The organism is Streptomyces sp. NPDC045955, assembly GCF_056430805.1.
Map to the genome: position 1 here is coordinate 216,529 of NZ_JBWKKY010000002.1, position 21,393 is coordinate 237,921.

Annotated in this window: 19 protein-coding genes; 14 read left to right on the forward strand and 5 right to left on the reverse strand. The window is 73.0% G+C overall.

Going from position 1 to position 21,393, the window contains the following annotated elements; translation table 11 throughout:
• Positions 1-232: 232 nt before the first annotated feature.
• Positions 233-919 carry a ScbR family autoregulator-binding transcription factor gene (locus AC07F0_RS04345; protein WP_478974016.1) on the forward strand — a complete coding sequence of 229 codons (687 nt, stop codon included), beginning with the start codon at positions 233-235 and terminating at the stop codon, positions 917-919.
• Between the two features lie 155 nt (positions 920-1,074).
• Positions 1,075-2,421, forward strand: coding sequence for a cytochrome P450 family protein (locus tag AC07F0_RS04350; protein WP_478974019.1), 1,347 nt, complete (start codon positions 1,075-1,077; stop codon positions 2,419-2,421).
• Here the strand turns inward: AC07F0_RS04350 and AC07F0_RS04355 are convergent.
• Positions 2,366-3,301, reverse strand: coding sequence for an NAD-dependent epimerase/dehydratase family protein (locus AC07F0_RS04355; RefSeq protein WP_478974022.1), 936 nt, complete (start codon positions 3,299-3,301; stop codon positions 2,366-2,368). The two genes, AC07F0_RS04350 and AC07F0_RS04355, sit on opposite strands and share 56 nt — an antisense overlap.
• Positions 3,298-4,329: a ScbA/BarX family gamma-butyrolactone biosynthesis protein gene (locus tag AC07F0_RS04360; protein WP_478974025.1), complete on the reverse strand. Its 1,032-nt coding sequence runs from the start codon at positions 4,327-4,329 to the stop codon at positions 3,298-3,300. The genes AC07F0_RS04355 and AC07F0_RS04360 overlap by 4 nt, the downstream gene beginning before the upstream one ends.
• Positions 4,330-4,519: 190 nt before the next feature.
• Between AC07F0_RS04360 and AC07F0_RS04365 the strand changes: the two genes are divergently transcribed.
• The 4 genes from AC07F0_RS04365 (at position 4,520) to AC07F0_RS04380 (ending at position 8,421) form a co-directional block, all read left to right on the forward strand.
• Positions 4,520-5,209, forward strand: coding sequence for a ScbR family autoregulator-binding transcription factor (locus AC07F0_RS04365; RefSeq protein ID WP_478974028.1), 690 nt, complete (start codon positions 4,520-4,522; stop codon positions 5,207-5,209).
• 369 nt (positions 5,210-5,578) lie between these two features.
• Entirely contained in the window at positions 5,579-7,012 is a 1,434-nt protein-coding gene (locus AC07F0_RS04370) for a DUF2252 domain-containing protein (protein ID WP_478974031.1), read from the forward strand.
• A gap of 70 nt (positions 7,013-7,082) precedes the next feature.
• Positions 7,083-7,994 carry a hypothetical protein gene (locus tag AC07F0_RS04375; protein ID WP_478974034.1) on the forward strand — a complete coding sequence of 304 codons (912 nt, stop codon included), beginning with the start codon at positions 7,083-7,085 and terminating at the stop codon, positions 7,992-7,994.
• Between the two features lie 97 nt (positions 7,995-8,091).
• On the forward strand, positions 8,092-8,421 hold the full coding sequence (locus AC07F0_RS04380) for a rhodanese-like domain-containing protein (RefSeq protein WP_356927289.1): 330 nt from the start codon (positions 8,092-8,094) through the stop codon (positions 8,419-8,421).
• A gap of 47 nt (positions 8,422-8,468) precedes the next feature.
• Here the strand turns inward: AC07F0_RS04380 and AC07F0_RS04385 are convergent, their stop codons facing one another.
• A complete protein-coding gene (locus AC07F0_RS04385) occupies positions 8,469-9,602 on the reverse strand; it encodes an acyl-CoA dehydrogenase family protein (protein ID WP_478974037.1) in 1,134 nt (377 codons plus the stop codon).
• 443 nt (positions 9,603-10,045) lie between these two features.
• Here AC07F0_RS04385 and AC07F0_RS04390 point away from each other — a divergent pair, with 443 nt between their 5' ends.
• The 3 genes from AC07F0_RS04390 to AC07F0_RS04400 are packed head-to-tail and all read left to right on the forward strand — an operon-like array spanning position 10,046 to position 12,998.
• The gene (locus tag AC07F0_RS04390) at positions 10,046-11,053 is read left to right on the forward strand and encodes a DUF5819 family protein (protein WP_478974040.1); all 1,008 of its coding nucleotides are present in this window, start codon (positions 10,046-10,048) and stop codon (positions 11,051-11,053) included.
• On the forward strand, positions 11,050-12,261 hold the full coding sequence (locus tag AC07F0_RS04395; protein WP_478974043.1) for an HTTM domain-containing protein: 1,212 nt from the start codon (positions 11,050-11,052) through the stop codon (positions 12,259-12,261). The genes AC07F0_RS04390 and AC07F0_RS04395 overlap by 4 nt, the downstream gene beginning before the upstream one ends.
• Positions 12,258-12,998, forward strand: coding sequence for a TrmH family RNA methyltransferase (locus tag AC07F0_RS04400; protein WP_478974045.1), 741 nt, complete (start codon positions 12,258-12,260; stop codon positions 12,996-12,998). The genes AC07F0_RS04395 and AC07F0_RS04400 overlap by 4 nt, the downstream gene beginning before the upstream one ends.
• A gap of 68 nt (positions 12,999-13,066) precedes the next feature.
• Here AC07F0_RS04400 and paaN read toward each other — a convergent pair whose 3' ends face one another.
• Positions 13,067-14,758, reverse strand: a complete 1,692-nt coding sequence (gene paaN, locus AC07F0_RS04405; protein ID WP_478974048.1) for a phenylacetic acid degradation protein PaaN — start codon at positions 14,756-14,758, stop codon at positions 13,067-13,069.
• Between the two features lie 160 nt (positions 14,759-14,918).
• Between paaN and AC07F0_RS04410 the strand changes: the two genes are divergently transcribed.
• Positions 14,919-16,436, forward strand: coding sequence for a 3-hydroxyacyl-CoA dehydrogenase (locus AC07F0_RS04410; RefSeq protein ID WP_478974051.1), 1,518 nt, complete (start codon positions 14,919-14,921; stop codon positions 16,434-16,436).
• Positions 16,433-17,023: a TetR/AcrR family transcriptional regulator gene (locus AC07F0_RS04415; protein WP_436728691.1), complete on the forward strand. Its 591-nt coding sequence runs from the start codon at positions 16,433-16,435 to the stop codon at positions 17,021-17,023. The genes AC07F0_RS04410 and AC07F0_RS04415 overlap by 4 nt, the downstream gene beginning before the upstream one ends.
• A gap of 2 nt (positions 17,024-17,025) precedes the next feature.
• On the opposite strand, the gene AC07F0_RS04420 is transcribed toward AC07F0_RS04415, so the two are convergent.
• A complete protein-coding gene (locus tag AC07F0_RS04420; RefSeq protein ID WP_356927288.1) occupies positions 17,026-17,511 on the reverse strand; it encodes an Lrp/AsnC family transcriptional regulator in 486 nt (161 codons plus the stop codon).
• Positions 17,512-17,703: 192 nt separating this feature from the next.
• Between AC07F0_RS04420 and pdhA the strand changes: the two genes are divergently transcribed.
• The 3 genes from pdhA to AC07F0_RS04435 are packed head-to-tail and all read left to right on the forward strand — an operon-like array spanning position 17,704 to position 21,271.
• Positions 17,704-18,846, forward strand: coding sequence for a pyruvate dehydrogenase (acetyl-transferring) E1 component subunit alpha (gene pdhA / locus AC07F0_RS04425; protein ID WP_478974054.1), 1,143 nt, complete (start codon positions 17,704-17,706; stop codon positions 18,844-18,846).
• On the forward strand, positions 18,843-19,847 hold the full coding sequence (locus AC07F0_RS04430) for an alpha-ketoacid dehydrogenase subunit beta (RefSeq protein ID WP_478974057.1): 1,005 nt from the start codon (positions 18,843-18,845) through the stop codon (positions 19,845-19,847). Before pdhA ends, AC07F0_RS04430 begins: the two co-directional genes overlap by 4 nt.
• Positions 19,847-21,271, forward strand: a complete 1,425-nt coding sequence (locus AC07F0_RS04435) for a dihydrolipoamide acetyltransferase family protein (protein ID WP_478974060.1) — start codon at positions 19,847-19,849, stop codon at positions 21,269-21,271. Before AC07F0_RS04430 ends, AC07F0_RS04435 begins: the two co-directional genes overlap by 1 nt.
• Positions 21,272-21,393: the final 122 nt, after the last annotated feature.

Sequence of the window (21,393 nt, forward strand, 5' to 3'; positions counted from 1 at the left end):
CACACCGAGAGCACGCACCGGACGCCGCTCCTTGTCGGGCGAACGTTGCCTGCCGCGGCACTAGGCAGTGCTCCGGGCCGCGAGGTGCTCGGCGTCGATGTCACTGCCGGGTGGGTCCGCGGCCCGGCGGAGCGGCGCAGCCGCCAAGGCCCCTGGCTCGTCGGCGCGTTGTGGAAAAACCAGCGAGTTGGTTTCATTGCGTCGCCATCAGAGCCCTCCAGGGGAGCCAGGGGTGACCAAACAGGACCGGGCCGTCCGGACCCGTCTCGCGCTGATCCGGTCGGCGGCCGAGCAGTTCGAGGCACGGGGATACGTCCGGGCCAGCCTCGCGGAGATCAGCGCGGGAGCCGGCGTCAGCTCCGGGGCGCTGCACTTCCACTTCGCGAACAAGGCCGCCGTGGCCGAAGCCGTCGAGCACACGGCCGCCCGCGGGCTGTGCCGGATCGCGGCACGGGCCCGCGACGGCGACGGGTGCGCCCTCCAGCGCCTCGTGGACGTCACGCACCACGTCGCACGGCTGTTGTGCGCCGACATCGTGGTGCGTGCGGGGTTGCGGCTCAACGCCGAGGCGGTCGCCGGGCGGGTGCGTGACCTGCGACGGGAGTGGCGGGAGTGCGTGCACGCACTGCTGGCCGAGGCCGAGCGCAGGGGTGAACTCGCCGCCGGGATGCCGCCGCACCGCTCCTGCGCCGTCGTCCTCGCCGCCACGACCGGCATCGAGGTGCTGGGCCGGGAGGACCCCGGCTGGCTCGCCCGCTCCTCGCTGACCGACCTGTGGCACCTGCTCCTGCCCTGCGTGGCCGCACCGCACCTGGCCGGTGTGGTGGACCCGGCCGGGGCCGAGCCGGATCCCGGGGCAGCGGATGAGACCGGCGTGGCGTGGGAGGAGCCGGGCAGGGCGGGGCTCGCACTGCGGTAGCGGGGCGTCGCCGCCCGCGCCTGGTCGGCGCCCGGCCGGGCTCCCCCTGGCCGACAGTGGGTGAAGTGGTGACCAAAACAAACCGGATGCCAAGTTTTTTCGTCATGTGGATCGCACGATGGTTCCCCAGCCTCTGGACCGAGGAGCGATGAGTCATGGCACAACAGGCCTGCCCCTTCCTGGCGATCGACCCGTCCGGCCAGGACCTGTACGGCGAGATATCCCGGATCCGGGCCCGGGGACCGGCCGTGGAGGTGGAACTCCCCGGCGGCGTACGGGCGTGGTGGATCAACGGCCTGGAGCTGAACAAGCGGCTCCTGGCCGGCCCCGAGACGAGCAAGGACGCCTTCCAGCACTGGCCGGCCTGGATCAACGGGGACATCTCCCGCACCTGGCCGCTCGCGATCTGGGTGTCGGTGCGCAACATGGTCACGGCCTATGGCAGCGACCACAGCCGGCTGCGCAAACCGATGGCCGCCGCCTTCACCAAGCGCCGCGTCGACGCGCTGCTGCCGCGCGTCCAGGAGATCGTCGACCGGGCCCTGGACGGCCTGGAGCGGATCCCCGAGGGCGAAGTCGTCGATCTGCGCGCGGCGTTCGCGGCGCCGATACCGCACGAGGTGGTGTGCGAACTCTTCGGCGTGCCGCCGGGTGAGGGCGGTCCGCGGGCGTCCCTCTACCGCATCATCAACCGCTTCTTCGACACGGCGATCACCCTGGAGGACGCCCAGGCCAACGGAGTGGAGCTGTACGGCACGCTGACCGCGTTCCTGCAGTACAAGCGCGAGCACCCGGCCGACGACCTGACGACGGCCCTCATGGCCGCGCACGACGACGGCAGCCTCAGCGAACAGGAGTTGATGGACAACCTGATCCTGCTGCTCACCGCAGGCTTCGAGACGACCGTCAACCTCATCGACAACACCGTGCACAGCCTGCTCGCCCACCCCGACCAGCTCGCACTCGTCCGCTCCGGACAGGTGACCTGGGAGGACGCCATCGAGGAGTCGCTGCGCTTCGAGGCGCCCGGCGCCATGTCGGGGCTGCGCTACGCCGTCGAGGACATCGAGATCGAGCCGGGTCTGACCATTCCGAAGGGCGATCCGGTCGTGGTCTCGTTCGCCGGTGCCGGACGCGACCCCGAGCGGCACGGCCCGGACGCCGATCGGTTCGACATCACCCGGTCCACCAGCCGCGACCACGTCTCCTTCGGCCACGGCGTGCACCACTGCCTGGGCCGGCCCCTGGCCATGGCCGAGGCGACGGTGGCCCTGACGTCCCTGTTCGACCGGTTCCCGCGGCTGGCCCTGGCCGATCCGTCCCGGCCTCCGCGGCGGCTGCGGTCCATCATCTCCACGGGGCACCAGGAGCTGCCCGTGCTGCTGCACGGCCGGCCCGGGAGCGCCGCACCGGACCCTGGCCCGCGTCCCGAGGAGGCGGAGGCGATCAGGAAGCTTTCCGGCCTCGGAGGAACGAGCGGTACCAGGGTGCCGCGCGACTGAATCCGGCCGCGAACCCCTCGCCGGGCGAGCAGTCGAGGTCCTTCCAGAAGGCGTCGTCCACGAACCAGTGGTCGACCGTGAGCATGCCGAGGTGATGCAGGACGAGCGGCTTACCGGCGGCCCGGTCGAAGGCGGTGGCGACGTCCACCGCCGCACCGCCGCCGGGCTCAGCCGGCAGGGTCCGCACGGCCCCGACCAGGTCCGGGACGCTCACCGGCTCGGGGTGGTTGACGTGGTGCACACCGCCGTCGTGCGCCGGGGACAGGGCCGCGGCCACCACCGCACGCCCCAGCGTGTCGACGTCGATCATCGACAGGAGCGCCTCGCAGCCGGTGAGGGTCGTCGCCGACAACTCGCCCAGCAGCCATGCCACTCCGGGGACGACCCACTGGTCGCCCTCGCCGTACACGAGGTGCGGGCGCAGCACCAGGCCGCCCGCGTCGAGGACGTGCCGTTCGGCGGCGGCCCGGGTGCGGCTGGTGGCCGACGCGGGCGCGATCGGCACCTCCCCGGGGTGGACACCGCGGAAGGGGCCCCGGCCGTACACGGCGGCCGTGCTCACGTACACGATCCGGCGCACTCCGGCGCGCACGGCCTCCTCGACCAGGGCCCGCGTGCCCAGGTCGTTGACGGCCTCGACGCTCCCGGCGTCGCCGCCGATCCGCGCGGCGCAGTGCACCAGGACGTCGGCGCCCGCGCAGACGCCCCGCAGGGAGAGCGGGTCGCCGAGGTCGCCCCGGACGAACTCGCCGGGGCCTGTTCCCGGTGGCGTACGGCGTGACAAGTGCCGCACCCGGACGCCGGGTTGCCGGTGCGCGACGGCGGCGACCCTGCTGCCGACGAAGCCGCTCGCGCCCGTGATGAGAAAGTCGACCGTCACGACAGGGACCGTACCCGGGCCGGCTGCGCGCAGGTCAGCGTGGCGCTGAAGACGGACTCGCCGTCCTGCCGCCCCGAGACCCGTACGGTCGTCTCCGCCGGATCCCGCGGGTTCTCGTCGAGCACCTCCGTCTCGATCCAGCACGGGGTGTGCAGTTCGGCGTACCGGGAGAAGGCCGCCGTCATCGAGCGGGGCAGGAAGGGCTGCCGGCCGGACGCGGCGGCCGCCGCCTGGCGGGCCGCCTCGAACAGGACCATGCCGGGCACGTGGTCGTTGGGCCGCGGGAAGAGCACCGGGTGGTCGGTGTCCACGCGCAGTCGCCAGACGCCGGGGCGGTCGGCGGGGGCGAGGACGACGTCCTGGGCGCGGGAGCGGCCGGCGAGCGCCGGTGAGATGCCCGGCAGCAGCGGCACCGGGGTGCCCAGTTCGGCCAACTGCTTCGCCCGCAGACGGCGGTAGGCGAGGGGTGAGGTGCAGGCGGTGCTGCCGGTGCCGCGGGCGACGAAGCGTCCCGCGCGGCGGAACTCCATCGTGGTCCGCATGCTGTGCAGGCCGCGACCGCGCCGGCGTATCTCGGAGCAGACGACGTCGACGTCGACCGGTTCGTCCGCGTCCGCCAGCAGGAGCGCGAAGGGGTCGGTGTGGACCGTCAGGTCCCACATGACGAAGTGGGTGTCGGCGGGAGCGCCGAACTCGGCGTGCGCGAGCACCATCGAGGCCTGCCGCAACGTTTCGCCCACGATCATCGGGTCCTGGTGGCGGTCGTCCACGGGGCCGAAGAAGGCGTGGGCGGCCGGCCAGTGAGCGGTGAAGCGGAAGCGGGTTTCGGAGATTCGGCGCCACCGGGTGGGGAAGACGTCTGCTTCGGTGGTGCGGTGGGCGAGTTCCTTGGTGACCGGGACGGCTTCGGGGACTCCGGGGAGGCCGGGGGGTTCTGTGCGGTCGGTGACTGCGGCGTATGGCGCGTTCTCGACGGCCGCGGTGGTTCTGTTTGCCGGACGGCCCTCCTGTCCGGTCTGATCGTCCACGGGTGCGCTTAAAGGTTCTGACTGCGGCATGAGAACCCCCAGGATCGGCTGCCTGGCTGAGGTCGGCGTTTGACTAAGATACGGACGAGCCGGTTTTTTTCAAAGGGTGGGCCAAACCGCTGGGCCAGGCTCTCCGCGCCCCCGCTGCACAGCGATTTCACTGGAATCGACGGAGATCTGGAGGCACCCGATGGCGCGACAGGAGCGCGCGATCCGCACCCGGCGGACCATCCTCGAAGCGGCCGCGGCCGTCTTCGACGAACGCGGCTACACCTCGGCCACCATCGGGGAGATCCTGGACCGGGCGGGCGTCACCAAGGGCGCGCTGTACTTCCACTTCGGTTCCAAGGAGGAGCTCGCGCTGGGGGTGTTCGAGGAGCAGCTCGCGATCACGCTCCCGCCGCAGTCCAGCCAGCTCCAGGAACTCGTCGACTCCGGGCTGGTGCTGGCCCGCCGGCTGCGGTCCGAACCGCTGGTCCGCGCCAGTGTGGGGCTCGCCCTCGACCAGGGGGCGATGGACCTCGACCGCACGCCGGCCTTCCGGATGTGGATCGACCAGAACGTGCAGATGCTGGCCGAGGCGAAGGCGCAGGGCGAACTGCTGCCGCATGTCGACGTGGCGGAGACGGCGGAGCTGCTGGTCGGCAGCTTCTCGGGGGTGCAGCTGCTGTCGCAGCTGCGCTGCCAGCGGCAGGATCTGGAGCGCCGCATCGTCGTGATGTTCGAACACTTCCTGCCGAGTATCGCCGTCCCCGCGGTGCTGGCCCGGCTCGACATCTCGGCGGAGCGGGCCGAGCGGGTACTGGCGCAGGGGCGGGTGGAGGTGCCCGTGCAGGGGCGGGTACAGGTGCAGGAGCAGGCTGTCTCGACGGGGGCCTAGGTGTGCAACCTAGGGCCTGTTGCGAAAGTGGCCTCGTCGCCCGGAGGGCGGCCGCGCGGCGTCCGGTGCGTGCTCTGGGGGTCCCCCCGGCCGAAGGCTGGGGGAGTGCCGCCCGGAAGCCCTCGTACGGGCGTACTCGGGCTTTCGGGCGGTGCGGCGAGTGGGGGCACCTCGCACGCCCCTAAGGCAGTGGGGGAGCGTGCCGGGCGCCGCGCGGCAGAGGTCACTCTCGCAACAGGCTAGGAGCCGGTGTGCTCCGCACGGGTCGTCCACAGCTGTGGAGTTGTCCACAGGGTCTGACGCGTTTCGGCCGTCGGCTGTACGGTCGCACGAGTTGATGTTCGTGCGCGTGCGGGGGAGGCGGTCGGTGTGACCAGGGACGGTGCCGGAGCCGAGGGCGGGGCGGCGCAGGGGGCGACCCGTCGGCTGCCGCGGGTGCGCGGTTTCGCCGAGTGGCCCGTCGAGGGCTCGCCCAAGGACGAGGGCAAGGCCCTGCGCAAACCGATCCCGCGCAGCGCGCACGCCACGCTCGATCCGGACGCGTCCCGGCCCGACGCGGTGAGCGCCGTCGAGGAGTCGGGCCGAGGCCGGCTCCCCGAGCTGACGCCGCTCCGGGTCGGTCGCATGGCCGCCACCCCGTTCGCATTCCTGCGCGGCGCCGCGGGCCTCATGGCCCACGACCTGGCGCGCACCCCCATGACCCGGATCCGGGCCCAGATCTGCGGAGACGCCCACGCGGCCAACTTCGGCCTGTACGGCGACGCCCGCGGCGGCCTGGTCATCGATCTGAACGACTTCGACGAGACGGTGCCCGGCCCCTGGGAGTGGGACGTGAAGCGCCTCGCGGCGTCCCTGGTGCTCGCGGGCCGGGAGGCCGGAGCGGACGAGGACAGGTGCCGCAAGGCGGCCTGTGACGCGGTGGGCGCCTACCGCCGCACCATGCGCCTGCTGGCCAGGCTCCCGGTGCTGGACGCGTGGAACGCCATCGCGGACGAGGAGCTCGTCTCCCACACGGACGCCCATGACCTGATCGGCACGCTGGAGCGGGTCTCCGAGAAGGCCCGCCACAACACCAGCGGCCGCTTCGCGGCCAAGTCGACGGAGGCCACGCAGGACGGCGGGCGCCGCTTCGTCGACGCCCCGCCGGTGCTGCGGCGCGTCCCGGACGAGGAGGCCGCGGCGGTGGCGGCGTCCCTGGAGGAGTACGTCGGCACCCTGCCGGAGGACCGCCTGCCGCTCCTCGCCCGGCACGCGGTGCACGACGTGGCGTTCCGCGTCGTCGGCACCGGCAGTGTCGGCACCCGGTCCTACGTGGTGCTGCTCCTGGACCACCGGGGCGAGCCGCTGGTGCTCCAGGTGAAGGAGGCGCGGGCGTCGGCGCTGGTGCCGCATCTGGTGACGGCCGGTTTCGACGCGCCGGCGGCCGAGCACGAGGGGCGGCGGGTCGTGCTGGGACAGAAGCGGATGCAAGTCGTCAGCGACATCCTGCTGGGCTGGACGACGGTCGACGGGCGCCCCTTCCAGGTCCGCCAGTTCCGCAACCGCAAGGGCAGCGTCGATCCGGCCGCCCTGGCCGCCGACCAGATAGACGACTACGGCCGGATGACCGGCGCCCTCCTGGCCCGCGCCCACGCCCACAGCGCCGACCCCCGCCTGATCGCCGGCTACTGCGGCAAGAGCGAGGAGCTGGACGAGGCGATCGCCGCGTTCGCCGTCGCCTATGCGGACCGTACGGAGGCGGACCATGCGGACCTGGTCGCGGCGGTGCGGGCGGGGAAGGTCGCCGCGGAGATGGGGGTGTGAACCCTGAGGAGCCCGGGCGGGTGACGGTCCGCGGCGCGGGAGCGGTCGGGCCGTGGCCTACGCTGGTCGGGTGACGACCCCGGAAGCTGAGCAGGGTGGTGGCGGCGCCGGTGAGCAACGGGTGACGCCCGAAGGTGATGCGGCGCGTGCCGACGGAGGCGAGCCTCGCTCCGAGGACGGCGCGGCGCAGAGCGAAGGCGAGGCGGCGCGGCCCGAGGCGCGGCTGGAGCGGGCCGTGCGGGCCGCCGAGCAGGCGCTGATCGAGTACGAGATCGCGGTGGAGACCTTCCGCGTCGAGATCGAGAACTTCTCCCGGCTGCACGAACAGAAGCTCGGTCCGCTCTACGCCCGGCTGGAGGAGCTGGACGCCCGGATCCTCGAGGCCAGAGCCGCCCGCAGCGGCGACGTGGAGGACCGGCGCCGGGCGGAGGAGGCCCGGGCCCGGCTCGCGCCCATCCCCGGCGTCGAGGAGCTGCTGAACGGCTGGATGGACGACAGCGGCCTCTTTCCGGAGGCCGTGGCGATGCTCACGGACCAGGCGGTCCGGCCCCCGCAGCGGGTCCGCCCCAGCGAGGAGGCCCGCAAGCTCTACCGCGAGCTGGCCCGCAAGGCCCACCCCGACCTGGCGCAGGAGGAGAAGGAACGCGAGCGGCGCGAGGAGTTCATCACCCGGGTGAACGCGGCCTACGCCCGGGGCGACGAGGCGGAGCTGCGCGAGCTCGCCGAGGAGTGGGCCAAGGGGCCCGAGCTGAAGCGGGGCCCGAGCCGCGCCGAGGAGCTCTACGCCCGCCTCGAATGGCTCGCCCAGCGCAAGGAGCTGCTCGCCCTGCTCGCCAAGGAGCTGGAGGAGAGCGCCATAGGCCACATGCTCCAGCTGGCCCCGGACGACCCGGACGGCCTCCTGGACGAGATCGGGCAGCAGCTGCTCACCCAGGTCACCGAGCGGGAGCGGGAGCTGGCCGCGCTGCTCGCCGAGGGCTGAGCCGCACTCGGGTCGGGCCGCACTCCCGTCGGGCCGCAGTGCGGTCGGGCCGGGCGCCGGTTCGGGTAGCGTCGGAGGCATGAGTTTTGGAGCTGGTGTGCCCACGGTCGAGGTCGCGGACCTCAAGGACGGCGACTTCCTGCTGGACGTCCGGGAGGACGACGAGTGGAAGGCCGGTCACGCCGAAGGGGCGCTGCACATCCCCATCAGCGAGTTCGTCGCCCGTTACGGCGAGCTGACCGAGGCCGCCCCGCAGGACGGCCGGGTCCATGTCATCTGCCGCTCCGGCGGGCGTTCCGCCCAGGTCACGATGTACCTGGCCCAGCAGGGCGTCGACGCCGTGAACGTCGACGGCGGCATGCAGGTGTGGGAGGCGGCGGGCCGTCCCGTCGTGACGGACGACGGGCAGCCCGGCTTCGTCCTGTAGCGCCCGCCTCCAGCGCCCGCCTCGTCGGTGCCCGGTCGCCGGTGGGATCAGCCCAGGGAGTGGGCCGCCAGCAGGTCGCCCAGGGCCTCCTCGTGCGCCGCCGCCGGGCCGAGCGACAGCTCCAGGTGCTTGGCCCAGGCGTGGTACCGGTGCAGGGGGTAGTCGACGTCGGCGCCGAACCCGCCGTGCAGATGCTGCGCGGTCTGCACGACCCGGCGGACGCCCTCCGCCGCCCAGATCTTGGCGACGGCGACGTCACCGGCGGCGGGCAGCGCGCCCGGCGCCCCCAAGGAGATCCGCCACGCGGCCTGCCACAGCGTGACCTCCATCGCGCGCAGGTCGATGTAGCGGTCGGCGGCCTGCACGGCGACGGCCTGGAAGGTCGCGATCGGGAAGCCGAACTGCTCCCGCTCGCTCGTGTACCGCCCGGTCATCCGCAGCACGCGCTCTCCGAGGCCGAGCGCCAGCGCACACGTCCCGGTGGCCAGCAGATCCCGCAGCCACTCCCAAGCCCCGTCCGCGTCGATCACGTCCCGGGCGGCGAGCCGTGCCGACTCCAGCCGCAGCTCACCGAGCCGCTCACCGCTCGTCGAGAACTGCTCGGCGAGGACGGTCCCCTCCTGGTCACGGGGCACCAGGGCGAGCACGGTCCGGCCCGTTTCCGTGTGCGCGGGGACGACCGTGACGTCCGCGTCGTACGCCCATGGCACCGCCGTCTGCACTCCGTCCAGCACCCACGCCTGGCCGTCCCGCCGTGCGGTGACGGCCAGCTCGGCCGGGTCGTGGCCGGTGCGGCCGTGCGCGGCGACGGTCAGCACGAGCTCGCCCCGGCACGCCCGGGCCGGCAGGGCGGCCTTGGCCTCATCGCTGCCGTAGGCCTGGACGACGGCCGCTGCCGCGCTGTTCTCCAGCAGCGGCACCCTGGCCAGCACGCGCGCCGACTCCCGCAGCACCAGGCACAGCGCGATCGCGTCCAGGCCGGCCCCGCCGTAGCGCGCGTCCAGCAGCAGGCTCAGCAGATCGGCGTCGGCGAGCCTGTCCCACAGGGCGCGGTCGAAGGTGTCGGCGACGGCGCCCGGGGTGAGGGCGGGGCTGGGCACGGTGTCCGGTGCGACCCCGGCGAACACGCCCTTCGCCGCCTCGGCCGCCGCCTGCTGCTCCTCGGTGAAGGTGAAGTCCACGGTGCCTGTCCTTCCGGCCGGTCCCGTTGAGCTGACGGGCGCAAGATAGAACAGGTTCTAGAAGAAGGGAATGGGCGTACGGGCGGGCGTCGTAGGGTGTCACTCCTGAGGGCGACCGGCCCGGGCGCCCTGTGGACAACCTGCGGGGGTCCCCTGTGGACCAGGGGGATCGCCGCTCCCCGGCCGCCGCGCGCGCCGTACGGTCTGTTTCCGATCCGCCTCCGATCCGCCTCCGGTCTGCTCACCCCCGGCGTGGGGTCGGCGGCGGGTCGGGTTCCGTGGTGTGGTGACGGCCACGGCCGGAACCGGCGCAAGAGGCTGTGCGCGGGAGGGCGGCCTGAGTACGGTGCCCGTGCCGACGTCGCGCAGCGGTGCGCGGGCGGTGCGACGCCCTCGCGACCGGGCGGACGACAACGACTGACCGGGATCGTGGACGGGGCTGAATGGACGCGTACGACGGAGGCTCGAACGCCCGCGGGCCGGACGGGCCGGAGGGGCCGGCGGGGCCGGCGGGGCCGGCGGGGAAGGCCGGGCCGGGTGTTCCCGCCGAGTCCGGCGCGACTGCCGCTTCGGGTGCGCCCGCCCCGTCCGTCGGGCTTGCCGAGGAGCCGCACGAGCCCGCCGAGCCGGTCCCGGCCGCCGAGCCGCACGCGCCCGCCGAGCCGGACCCGGCCGCCGAGCCGCACGCGCCCGCCGAGCCGGACCCGGCCGCCGAGCCGCACGCGCCCGCCGAGCCGCACGCGCCCGCCGAGCCGCACGCGCCCGCCGAGCCGCACGCGCCCGCCGGACCCCGTGCGGGTATAGCCGCGCTCTCCCTCCGCTACCAGATCGGTGTCGCCCTGGCGCTCGCGGTCGTCGCGGTCGGGGCCTGTGCGCACCTCGGGATGACGTTCCTGCACGTCGCGCCGCCGAACACCGTCACCCGGGAGCACGGCAAGGCCGTGGACGACTGGATCTACCCGGAGTTCGAGCAGAACTGGAAGCTCTTCGCGCCGAACCCGCTCCAGCAGAACATCTCGATCCAGGTCCGCGCCGAGGTCCGGGACGGGGAGGGCGGGAACCTCACCACCGGCTGGTACGACCTGTCCGCGGAGGACGGCCGGGCCATCGACGGCAACCTGCTGCCCAGCCACACCCAGCAGAACGAGCTGCGCCGGGCCTGGGACTTCTTCCTCGCGACACACGACGGCGAGAACCGCCCGGTGGGCCTGCGCGGCTCGCTCTCCGAGTCGTATCTGCGCCGGATCGTGGTGCTGCGCCTCGACCGCGACGACGCCGTGCGGGCCGCCACCGGGGGCGGTGGTGCCATCGAGCGCGTCCAGGTCCGCTCCCGTACCAGCAATGTGCCCGCGCCGAAGTGGAGCCGGGAGAAGGTGTCCACGACGCCGGCCTACCGTGAGCTGCCGTGGTGGCCGGTGCCGGCGGACGAGGCCGGGGGTGGCGTGCGGTGAACCGCTTCTCCCTGGCCGTCTCGCGGGGTATCGCCCTGGTCACCGAGGCCGCCCTCGGTCCGTACCAGACCGCCGTGATCCGCATCGGCTTCAGCGCGACCTGGCTGCTCTTCCTGCTGCGCGAGTACCCCCACCGCCACGAGCTCTACGGCCCCGACGGGCCCTGGAGCTGGGGTCTCGCCGAGCAGCTGATCGGGACCAACAAGGCTTTCACCGCTCTCATGTGGTCGGACGGCGGTATCTGGTTCGAGACCGTCTACCTGCTCGCCGTCCTCGCCAGTGCCCTGCTGATGCTGGGCTGGCGCACCCGCACCATGTCGGTGCTGTTCATGGTCGGCGTGCTGTCGCTCCAGAACCGCAGCGTCTTCATGGGCGACGGCGGCGACAACGTGCTGCACCTGATGTCGATCTATCTGGTGTTCACGCGCTGCGCCCGGGTGTGGTCGCTGGACGCCCGGCGGGCCGCGTGGGCCCGGGCGGCAAACGCGCGGGGCGAGCGGGTCACGGACCGGACCGGGCTTGTCCTGTGGGGTGTGCTCGGGTTCCTGCTGCTCGGGGCGACCCTGGCCGGCCGGATGGAGGGCGAACCGCTGATACCGGCGCTGCTGTGGACCGTGTGGGCGGCGCAGGCCCTGTGGTGGCTGACCGGGCGCCGCGCCAAGACCGGTGAGCCGCGGATCATGCTCGACGTCGTCGCGAACGTCGTGCACAACGGCGCCCTGTTCGTGATCATGGCCGAGGCGTGCCTGATCTACGCGACGGCCGGCTGGTACAAGATCCAGGGCTCCCGCTGGCAGGACGGGACCGCCGTCTACTACCCGCTCCAGCTGGAGTACTTCTCGCCCTGGCCCGGGCTCGCCGACCTGCTGACCGCCAGCGGCACGATGGTGATGCTCGTGACCTACGGGACGGTCCTCGTGCAGGTCGCCTTCCCCTTCACGCTGTTCAACCGGCGGGTGAAGAACGTCCTGCTGGCGATCATGATCACCGAGCACGCCGTGATCGCCGTCGTCCTCGGGCTGCCGTTCTTCTCGCTGGCGATGATCGCGGCCGACGCGGTGTTCCTGCCGACGTCCTTCCTGCGCCGCCTGGGCGGCCGGGCGGCACGCGCGCGTGACCGGCTGCTGCGGCGCGACGGGTCCGCCCAGCCCGGCGAGCAGCACACCCACGACCGCCCGGAGGCCACGCACGTAGGCTTCGGGACATGACCGACCCCGTCACCGTCTGGCGCCGGCTCGCCGGCAGTACCGTCCTGCTCGACGGCTTCCACGCCCTCAAGCACGCCGTGCGGTTCGGCGCCGAGGTGCCGGTCGCGGTCACCGCCGACCGGGCGGCCACGCTCGCCCTCGCCGACGAGCTGGCCCCGGACGTACGGGACGCGCTGGCCGGGCTGCTGACGGAGGTGCCGCACGAGACGTACGCGTCGTTCGTCCCGCGCCCGCATCCCACCGCCGTGGCCGCCCTGGCCGTACGGCCCTCCCGCGAGTCCAACCTCCGGAAGCTGGCGTACACGCCCCGCACGGCCCCCGTCGTCGTCCTCGACAACCCGCGCAACCTGGGCAATGCGGGCGCGGTGATCCGCCTGGCCGCCGGCTTCGGGGCGACGGGCGTGGTGACGACGGGGACGGTCGACCCCTGGCACCCCACGGTGGTGCGCGGCGGGGCCGGGCTGCACTTCGCGACGGCGGTGGAACGGCTGGAGGTGTCCGACCTGCCGCCCGGCCCGCTGTTCGCGCTGGACCCGGAGGGCGACGACATCCGGGCCTTGAAGCTCCCGGACGACGCCGTCCTCGCCTTCGGCTCCGAACGCACGGGCCTGTCACCGGAACTACGCGCGCGTGCGGACCAGTTGCTGTCCCTGCCCATGCGCCCCCAGGTCAGCAGCTACAACCTGGCGACGAGCGTGGCGATGACCTTGTACCACTGGAGCTGCCACATGCCTTAGGGGCGGGGGGAACCGCGCGAGCAACCACGAAGGGCCCGCGCCCGCGCGATCACCGCACCCCCGAGTGCTCAGGCCTCCCGCCGCACCTCGACCACCCTGAACCGGTTGGCGACGAACGCCCCGTCACACAGCGCCGCACTGGCCGCCGGATTTCCACCCGACCCGTGGAAGTCGGAGAACGCGGCCGTCTGGTTCACATACACCCCACCCGTGAGATTCAGCGACAACTGCGCCGCCTCCTCCAGGCACACCTCCCGCACGGCCTGCTCGACCTCCGGGTCGGTGGTGTACGCCCCGACGGTCATCGCGCCCTTCTCCCGGACGGTCCGCCGCAGCAACTCCGCCGCGTCCGCCGCCGAGTCGACCGACACGGCGAAGGAGACCGGCCCGAAGCACTCGCTCATGTACGCGGCCTCCGCGTCCGGCTTGGCCCCGTCCAGCTTCACGATCACCGGCGTGCGCACGACCGCGCCGGGGAACTCCGGGTTGGTGATCTCCCGGGAGGCGAGCGCTACTTCGCCCAGCCCCGCCGCGGCCTCCAGCCGGGCCTTCACGTCCGGGTTGACGATCGCGCCCAGCAGCGCGTTCGCCCGGGCGTCGTCGCCGAGGAGCCCGTCGACCGCCTTGGCGAGGTCGGCGACCACCTCGTCGTACGACTTGGGGCCCTGGTCCGTGGAGATGCCCTCCCGCGGGACGAGCAGGTTCTGCGGGGTCGTGCACATCTGGCCGCTGTAGAGGGACAGCGAGAAGGCCAGGTTGGAGAGCATGCCCTTGTAGTCGGACGTGGAGTGGACGACGACCGTGTTGACGCCGGCCTTCTCCGTGTAGACCTGGGCCTGGCGGGCGTTGGCCTCCAGCCAGTCGCCGAACTCCGTCGAGCCCGTGTAGTCGATGATCCGGATCTCGGGGCGCAGCGCGAGCGTCTTGGCGATGCCCTCGCCGGGGCGCTCGGCGGCCAGCGCCACCAGGTTCGGGTCGAAACCGGCCTCGGCGAGCACCTCGCGGGCGACCTGCACGGTGAGCGCGAGGGGCAGCACCGCGCGCGGGTGTGGCTTGACCAGGACCGCGTTGCCGGTGGCGAGGGAGGCGAACAGGCCCGGGTAGCCGTTCCACGTGGGGAAGGTGTTGCAGCCGATCACCAGGCCGATGCCCCGCGGGACAGGAGTGAACTGCTTGGTCATGGCGAGCGGGTCGCGCTTGCCCTGCGGCTTGGTCCACTCCGCCGTGTCGGGCGTGCGGACCTGCTCCACGTAGGCGTACGCCACCGCTTCCAGGCCGCGGTCCTGCGCGTGCGGCCCGCCCGCCTGGAACGCCATCATGAACGCCTGGCCGGAGGTGTGCATGACCGCGTGCGCGAACTCGTGCGTCCGGTCGCTGATGCGCTTGAGGATCTCCAGGCAGACCACCGCGCGCTGCTCCGCGCCGGCGTCCCGCCAGGCCCGCTGTCCGGCCTTCATGGCGGGCAGCAGCACGTCGAGGTCCGCGTGCGGGTACGTCACGCCCAGGTCGATGCCGTACGGGGAGGTCTCGCCGCCCACCCAGTCGTCCGTGCCCGGCTGGCCGAGGTCGAGGCGGCTGCCGAGCAGGGCGTCGAAGGCGGCCTTGCCCGCGGCCGCGTCCAGGCTGCCGTTCTCCCCGTAGGCCTTGGGGTGCTCGGGGTGCGGGGACCAGTACGCGCGCGTGCGGATCGCTTCCAGCGCCTGGTCGAGGGTGGACCGGTGCCGGGCGATCAGCTCGTGCGCCGAGAGTGCGGCGGTCATGGGTGACCAACTCCTCGTCTCAAGAACTCCTCGTCGAGTTCATGACCTGGGCAGAAACCTGGGCAGGAACACTCGGACAGAGCTAGAGTAACCGAACGATCGGTCGGTTCAAGGGGGTCCGCCGCATCTGTGGAAAACCCCGTGCGGGAGGATCGCGCACATGACAGCACTCGACCTCAGCAGCCCCGTGGCCGTCGTCGGCACCGGCACCATGGGCCAGGGAATCGCCCAGGTCGCGCTGGTCGCCGGCCATCCCGTACGGCTGTACGACACCATCCCCGGACGCGCTCGGGAGGCCGCCGACGCGATCGGGGCCCGTCTGGACCGGCTCGTGGAGAAGGAGCGGCTCACCGGCGCCGACCGGGACGCCGCCCGCGCCCGGCTGCTGCCCGCCGGGACGCTCTCCGAGCTGGCGGACTGCGCCCTCGTCGTCGAGGCGGTCCTGGAGCGCCTCGACGTCAAACAGGAGCTGTTCCGCGAGCTGGAGGACATCGTCGACGACGACTGCCTGCTCGCCACCAACACCTCGTCCCTGTCCGTCACCGCCGTCGCCGGCGCCCTGCGCGTCCCCGGCCGCTTCGTCGGCCTGCACTTCTTCAACCCGGCGCCGCTGCTGCCGCTGGTCGAGGTCGTCTCCGGGTTCGCCACCGACGTCACGTACGCCACGCGCGCGTACGAGACCGCCCGCGCCTGGGGCAAGACACCGGTCGCCTGCGCGGACACCCCCGGCTTCATCGTCAACCGCATCGCCCGGCCCTTCTACGCCGAAGCCTTCGCGGTGTACGAGGCGCAGGGCGCCGACCCGGCCACCATCGACGCCGTGCTGCGCGAGTCGGGCGGCTTCCGGATGGGCGCGTTCGAGCTGACCGACCTGATCGGCCAGGACGTCAACGAGGCCGTCACGCGGTCGGTCTGGGAGTCCTTCTTCCAGGACGTGCGCTTCACGCCGTCCCTCGCCCAGCGCCGCCTGGTCGAGTCCGGCCGGCTGGGCCGCAAGACCGGTCACGGCTGGTACGACCACCGGGACGGCGCCGAGCGCCCGGAGCCCGACACGGCGGAGCAGCGGCAGCCGCCCGCCTACGTCGTCACCGAGGGCGACCTGGGCCCGGCCGGTGACCTGCTCGCCCTGATCCGCGAGGCGGGCATCCCGGTCCGCGACGAGGACGAGGACAACGGCACCCGCCTGGTGCTGCCGAGCGGCGGTCAGCTCGCCCTCGCCGACGGACAGACCTCCGTGGAGTTCCGGGACGTCGTCTACTTCGACCTCGCCCTGGACTACCGCAAGGCCACCCGGATCGCCCTGTCCGCCTCCCAGGACACCTCCCCGCAGACCCTCGCCGAGGCCATCGGCCTGTTCCAGGCGCTCGGCAAGAAGGTCACCGTCATCGGCGACGTGCCCGGCATGATCGTCGCCCGGACGGTCGCGCGGATCATCGACCTGGCGCACGACGCCGTCGCCAAGGGCGTGGCCACCGAGGAGGACATCGACACCGCGATGCGCCTCGGCGTCAACTACCCCCTGGGCCCCTTCGAGTGGAGCCGCAGGCTCGGCCGCTCCTGGGCCTACGCCCTCCTGGACGACCTGCACCTGCGCGACCCCTCGGGGCGCTACGCGCCGTCCCTCGCGCTGTACCGCCACGCCCACGCCTCCGACAAGCGGGAGGGCACCGCCTCATGACCACCGCCAAGCGCGACACCTACACCCCGGACACGCTGCTGTCCGTCGCCGTCCGGGTGTTCAACGAGCGCGGCTACGACGGCACCTCCATGGAGCACCTCTCCAAGGCGGCCGGCATCTCCAAGTCGTCGATCTACCACCACGTCGCCGGCAAGGAGGAGCTGCTGCGCCGCGCCGTGAGCCGGGCCCTGGACGGCCTGTTCGGGATCCTCGACGAGGAGCACGCGCGCGTGGGGCGCGCCGCCGAGCGCCTGGAGTACGTCGTGCGGCGCATGGTCGAGGTGCTCATAGCCGAACTGCCCTATGTGACCCTCCTGCTGCGCGTGCGCGGCAACACGGACACCGAGCGGTGGGCCCTGGAGCGCCGCCGCGACTTCGACCACCGGGTGGCCGACCTGCTCAAGGCCGCCGCCGCGGACGGGGACGTGCGCGGCGACATAGAGGTCCGCCTGGTGACCCGGCTGGTCTTTGGCATGATCAACTCGATCGTCGAGTGGTACAAGCCGGGCGGGCGGGGCATGAGCGAGCGCGAGGTGGCCGACGCGGTGGTGCAGCTGGCGTTCGGCGGGCTCGGCAAGAGCGCCTGAGCTCAGCCCTGCGGCTCCAGGTCCTCCTCCTCGAACACCAGCAGCGTGCGCGTGCTGAGCACCTGCGGGATCGCCTGGAGCCGGGTCAGCACCAGCTCGCGCAGCGCCCGGTTGTCGGACACGTGCACCAGCAGCAGCACGTCGAAATCACCGCCCACCAGGGCGATGTGCGAGGCGCCGGGCAGTTGTCTGAGCTCCTCGCGCACCGTGCGCCAGGAGTTCTGCACGATCTTCAGGGTGATGTAGGCGGATGTCCCCTGACCCGCCCGTTCGTGGTTGACGCGGGCGCCGAAGCCGCGGATGACACCGTCCTCGACGAGTCGGTTGATCCGGGCGTAGGCGTTGGCGCGCGAGACGTGGACCCGCTCGGCGACCGACCGTATCGAGGCGCGGCCGTCCGCCTGGAGCATGCGCAGGATGTCCTGGTCGATGGCGTCGAGCGGGCGCGGCGGTGGCGGCAGGCTGCTGTCGTCCTGGCTCTCGGCCATTTGTTCAGATGCCACCTGCGCCCGCCTCCCTAGCATGGACGTACTGCGTCCATCACAGGCTGTGGAGAACCGTTTGTCCACAGCCTGAGGTCACCCGTAGCCAAATTGTGCCGACGACCGAACAATCGGTAGGTGAGGCGCATCACCGCCGACGCGCCTGCACGAAGCCGCTCCCCACGAGGAGGTGCCGTCATGACGGTCATGGAGCAGCGGGGCGCGTACCGGCCGACTCCGCCGCCCGCCTGGCAGCCCCGCACGGACCCCGCGCCGCTGCTGCCCGACGCCGAGCCGTACCGCGTCCTCGGCACCGAGGCGGCCGCGAAGGCCGACCCGGAGCTGCTGCGCACGCTGTACGCGCAGCTGGTCCGCGGTCGCCGCTACAACGCCCAGGCCACCGCGCTCACCAAGCAGGGCCGCCTCGCCGTCTACCCCTCCACCACCGGCCAGGAGGCCTGCGAGATCGCCGCCGCGCTCGTGCTGGAGGAGCAGGACTGGCTCTTCCCCAGCTACCGCGACACGCTCGCCGTCGTGGCCCGCGGCGTGGATCCCGTCGAGGCGCTCACGCTGCTGCGCGGCGACTGGCACACCGGCTACGACCCCTACGAGCACCGGGTCGCCCCCCTGTGCACCCCGCTCGCCACCCAGCTGCCGCACGCGGTGGGCCTCGCGCACGCCGCCCGCCTCAAGGGTGACGACGTCGTCGCGCTGGCCATGGTCGGCGACGGCGGCACCAGCGAGGGCGACTTCCACGAGGCGCTGAACTTCGCCGCCGTCTGGCAGGCCCCGGTGGTCTTCCTCGTCCAGAACAACGGCTTCGCGATCTCCGTCCCGCTCGCCAAGCAGACCGCGGCCCCCTCGCTGGCCCACAAGGCCGTCGGCTACGGCATGCCCGGCCGCCTGGTCGACGGCAACGACGCCGCCGCCGTGCACGAGGTGCTGAGCGACGCCGTACGCCACGCGCGCGCCGGCGGCGGACCGACCCTCGTCGAGGCCATCACCTACCGGGTCGACGCCCACACCAACGCCGACGACGCGACCCGCTACCGCGGCGACGCCGAGGTCGAGACCTGGCGCGAACACGACCCGATCGAGCTGCTGGAGCGGGAGCTGACCGCGCGCGGCCTGCTCGACGAGGCCGGCAAGCAGGCCGCGCGTGACGCCGCCGAGGCGATGGCCGCCGACCTGCGCGCGCACATGAACCAGGACCCGGCGCTCGACCCCATGGACCTGTTCGCCCACATCTACGCCGAGCCCACACCCCAATTGCGCGAGCAGCAGGACCAGCTGCGGGCCGAGCTGGAGGCCGAGAGCGAGTCGGAGGGGACGCACCGATGACCACCGTCGCCGTCAAGCCGGCCACCATGGCGCAGGCCCTCACGCGCGCGCTGCGCGACGCCATGGCCGCCGACCCCGCCGTGCACGTCATGGGCGAGGACGTCGGCACCCTCGGCGGCGTCTTCCGCGTCACCGACGGACTCGCCAAGGAGTTCGGCGAGGACCGCTGCACCGACACCCCGCTGGCCGAGGCGGGCATCCTCGGCACGGCCGTCGGCATGGCGATGTACGGCCTGCGCCCGGTCGTGGAGATGCAGTTCGACGCGTTCGCCTACCCGGCGTTCGAACAGCTCATCTCGCACGTGTCCCGCATGCGCAACCGCACCCGCGGCAAGATGCCCCTCCCGATCACCATCCGTGTCCCCTACGGCGGCGGCATCGGCGGCGTCGAGCACCACAGTGACTCCTCCGAGGCGTACTACATGGCGACTCCGGGGCTCCATGTCGTCACGCCGGCCACCGTCGCCGACGCCTACGGTCTGCTGCGCGCCGCCATCGCCTCCGACGACCCGGTCGTCTTCCTGGAGCCGAAGCGGCTGTACTGGTCGAAGGACTCCTGGAACCCCGAGGAACCCGCGCCCGTTGAACCGATCGGCCGCGCGGTGGTGCGGCGCTCGGGCCGGAGCGCCACGCTCGTCACGTACGGCCCGTCCGTACCCGTCTGCATGGAGGCGGCCGAGGCGGCCCGGGCCGAGGGCTGGGATCTCGAAGTCGTCGATCTGCGCTCCCTGGTGCCGTTCGACGACGAGACGGTGTGCGCCTCGGTGCGGCGGACGGGACGCGCGGTCGTCGTCCACGAGTCGGGCTCCTTCGGCGGCCCGGGCGGGGAGATCGCGGCGCGGGTCACGGAGCGCTGCTTCCACCACCTGGAGGCGCCGGTGCTGCGCGTGGCCGGGTTCGACGTCCCGTATCCGCCGCCGATGCTGGAGCGCCACCACCTGCCCGGTGTGGACCGGATCCTGGACGCCGTGGGGCGCCTGCAATGGGAGGCCGAGAGCTGATGGCACAGGTGCTGGAGTTCAAGCTGCCCGACCTGGGTGAGGGGCTCACCGAGGCGGAGATCGTGCGCTGGCTCGTCGAGGTCGGGGACGTCGTCGCGATCGACCAGCCGGTCGTCGAGGTCGAGACGGCCAAGGCGATGGTCGAGGTGCCCTGTCCCTATGGCGGTGTGGTCACGGCCCGCTTCGGCGAGGAGGGCACGGAACTGCCCGTCGGGGCGCCGCTGATCACGGTGGCGGTGGGGGAGCGGCCGGCGTCCGATGCCGGGGACGCGAGGTCCGCCGACGCCGGGGGTTCCGGGAACGTCCTGGTCGGATACGGCACGTCCGAGGCGCCCGCGCGGCGCCGCAGGGTGCGGCAGCAGAGGCCGGTGCCGGATGCGTCCGCGGCGGGCTCCCGGGCGGTGACGACCGGGCAGGGCGCCGGCCCGGCGGCGGTGAACGGGCAGGCGGGTGTCCCCGGGACCGAGGACGGCCCGGTCCCCGTGATCTCGCCGCTGGTCCGCCGGCTGGCCCGGCAGAACGGCCTCGATCTGCGGGAGCTGACCGGGTCCGGCCCCGACGGGCTGATCCTGCGGGCGGACGTGGAGTACGCGCTGCGTGCCGCTGCCCGAGCGGGTGCGGCGCAGACGGCGGAGCCGCACGCGCCCGTGCCGCAGGCGACGAGCACGGCGACCGCACCGCAGCCCACCGCACCGCGGTCCACGTCAGCGCAGCCCACCGCGGCAGCGGCCCACGGCGAGATCCGCACGCCGCTCAAGGGCATCCGGGGCGCCGTCGCCGACAAACTGGCGCGCAGCCGCCGCGAGATCCCGGACGCCACCTGCTGGGTGGACGCCGACGCCACGGAGCTCATGCGGGCGCGCACGGCCATGAACGCGGCCGGCGGTCCCAAGATCTCCCTCCTCGCCCTGCTGGCCAGGATCTGCACGGCGGCCCTCGCCCGCTTCCCCGAGCTCAACTCCACGGTGGACGCGGAGGCCAGGGAGGTCGTCCGGTTCGAGCACGTGCACCTGGGCTTCGCCGCGCAGACCGACCGGGGCCTCGTCGTCCCGGTCGTCCGGGACGCGCACGCGCGCGACGCCGAGTCGCTGACCGCGGAGTTCGCCCGGCTGACCGAGGCGGGCCGGACCGGGACACTGACGCCCGCGGAACTCACCGGCGGGACCTTCACGTTGAACAACTACGGCGTCTTCGGCGTCGACGGCTCCACCCCGATCATCAACCACCCCGAGGCGGCCATGCTCGGCGTCGGCCGCATCGTCCCCAAGCCGTGGGTGCACGAGGGCGAACTGGCGGTGCGGCAGGTCGTCCAGCTCTCGCTCACCTTCGACCACCGGGTGTGCGACGGCGGCACGGCGGGCGGCTTCCTGCGCTACGTGGCGGACTGCGTGGAACAGCCGGCGGTGTTGCTGCGGACGCTGTGATCTCCGGTCCGGCCCGGAAAGACGGACGCTGTGATCTCCGGTCCGGCCCCGAAGGACGGATGCTGTGAGTCCTACTCCGCCCGCGAGCTGGTGCCCCTGATCGTGTCGGTTCCCCCGAGTTC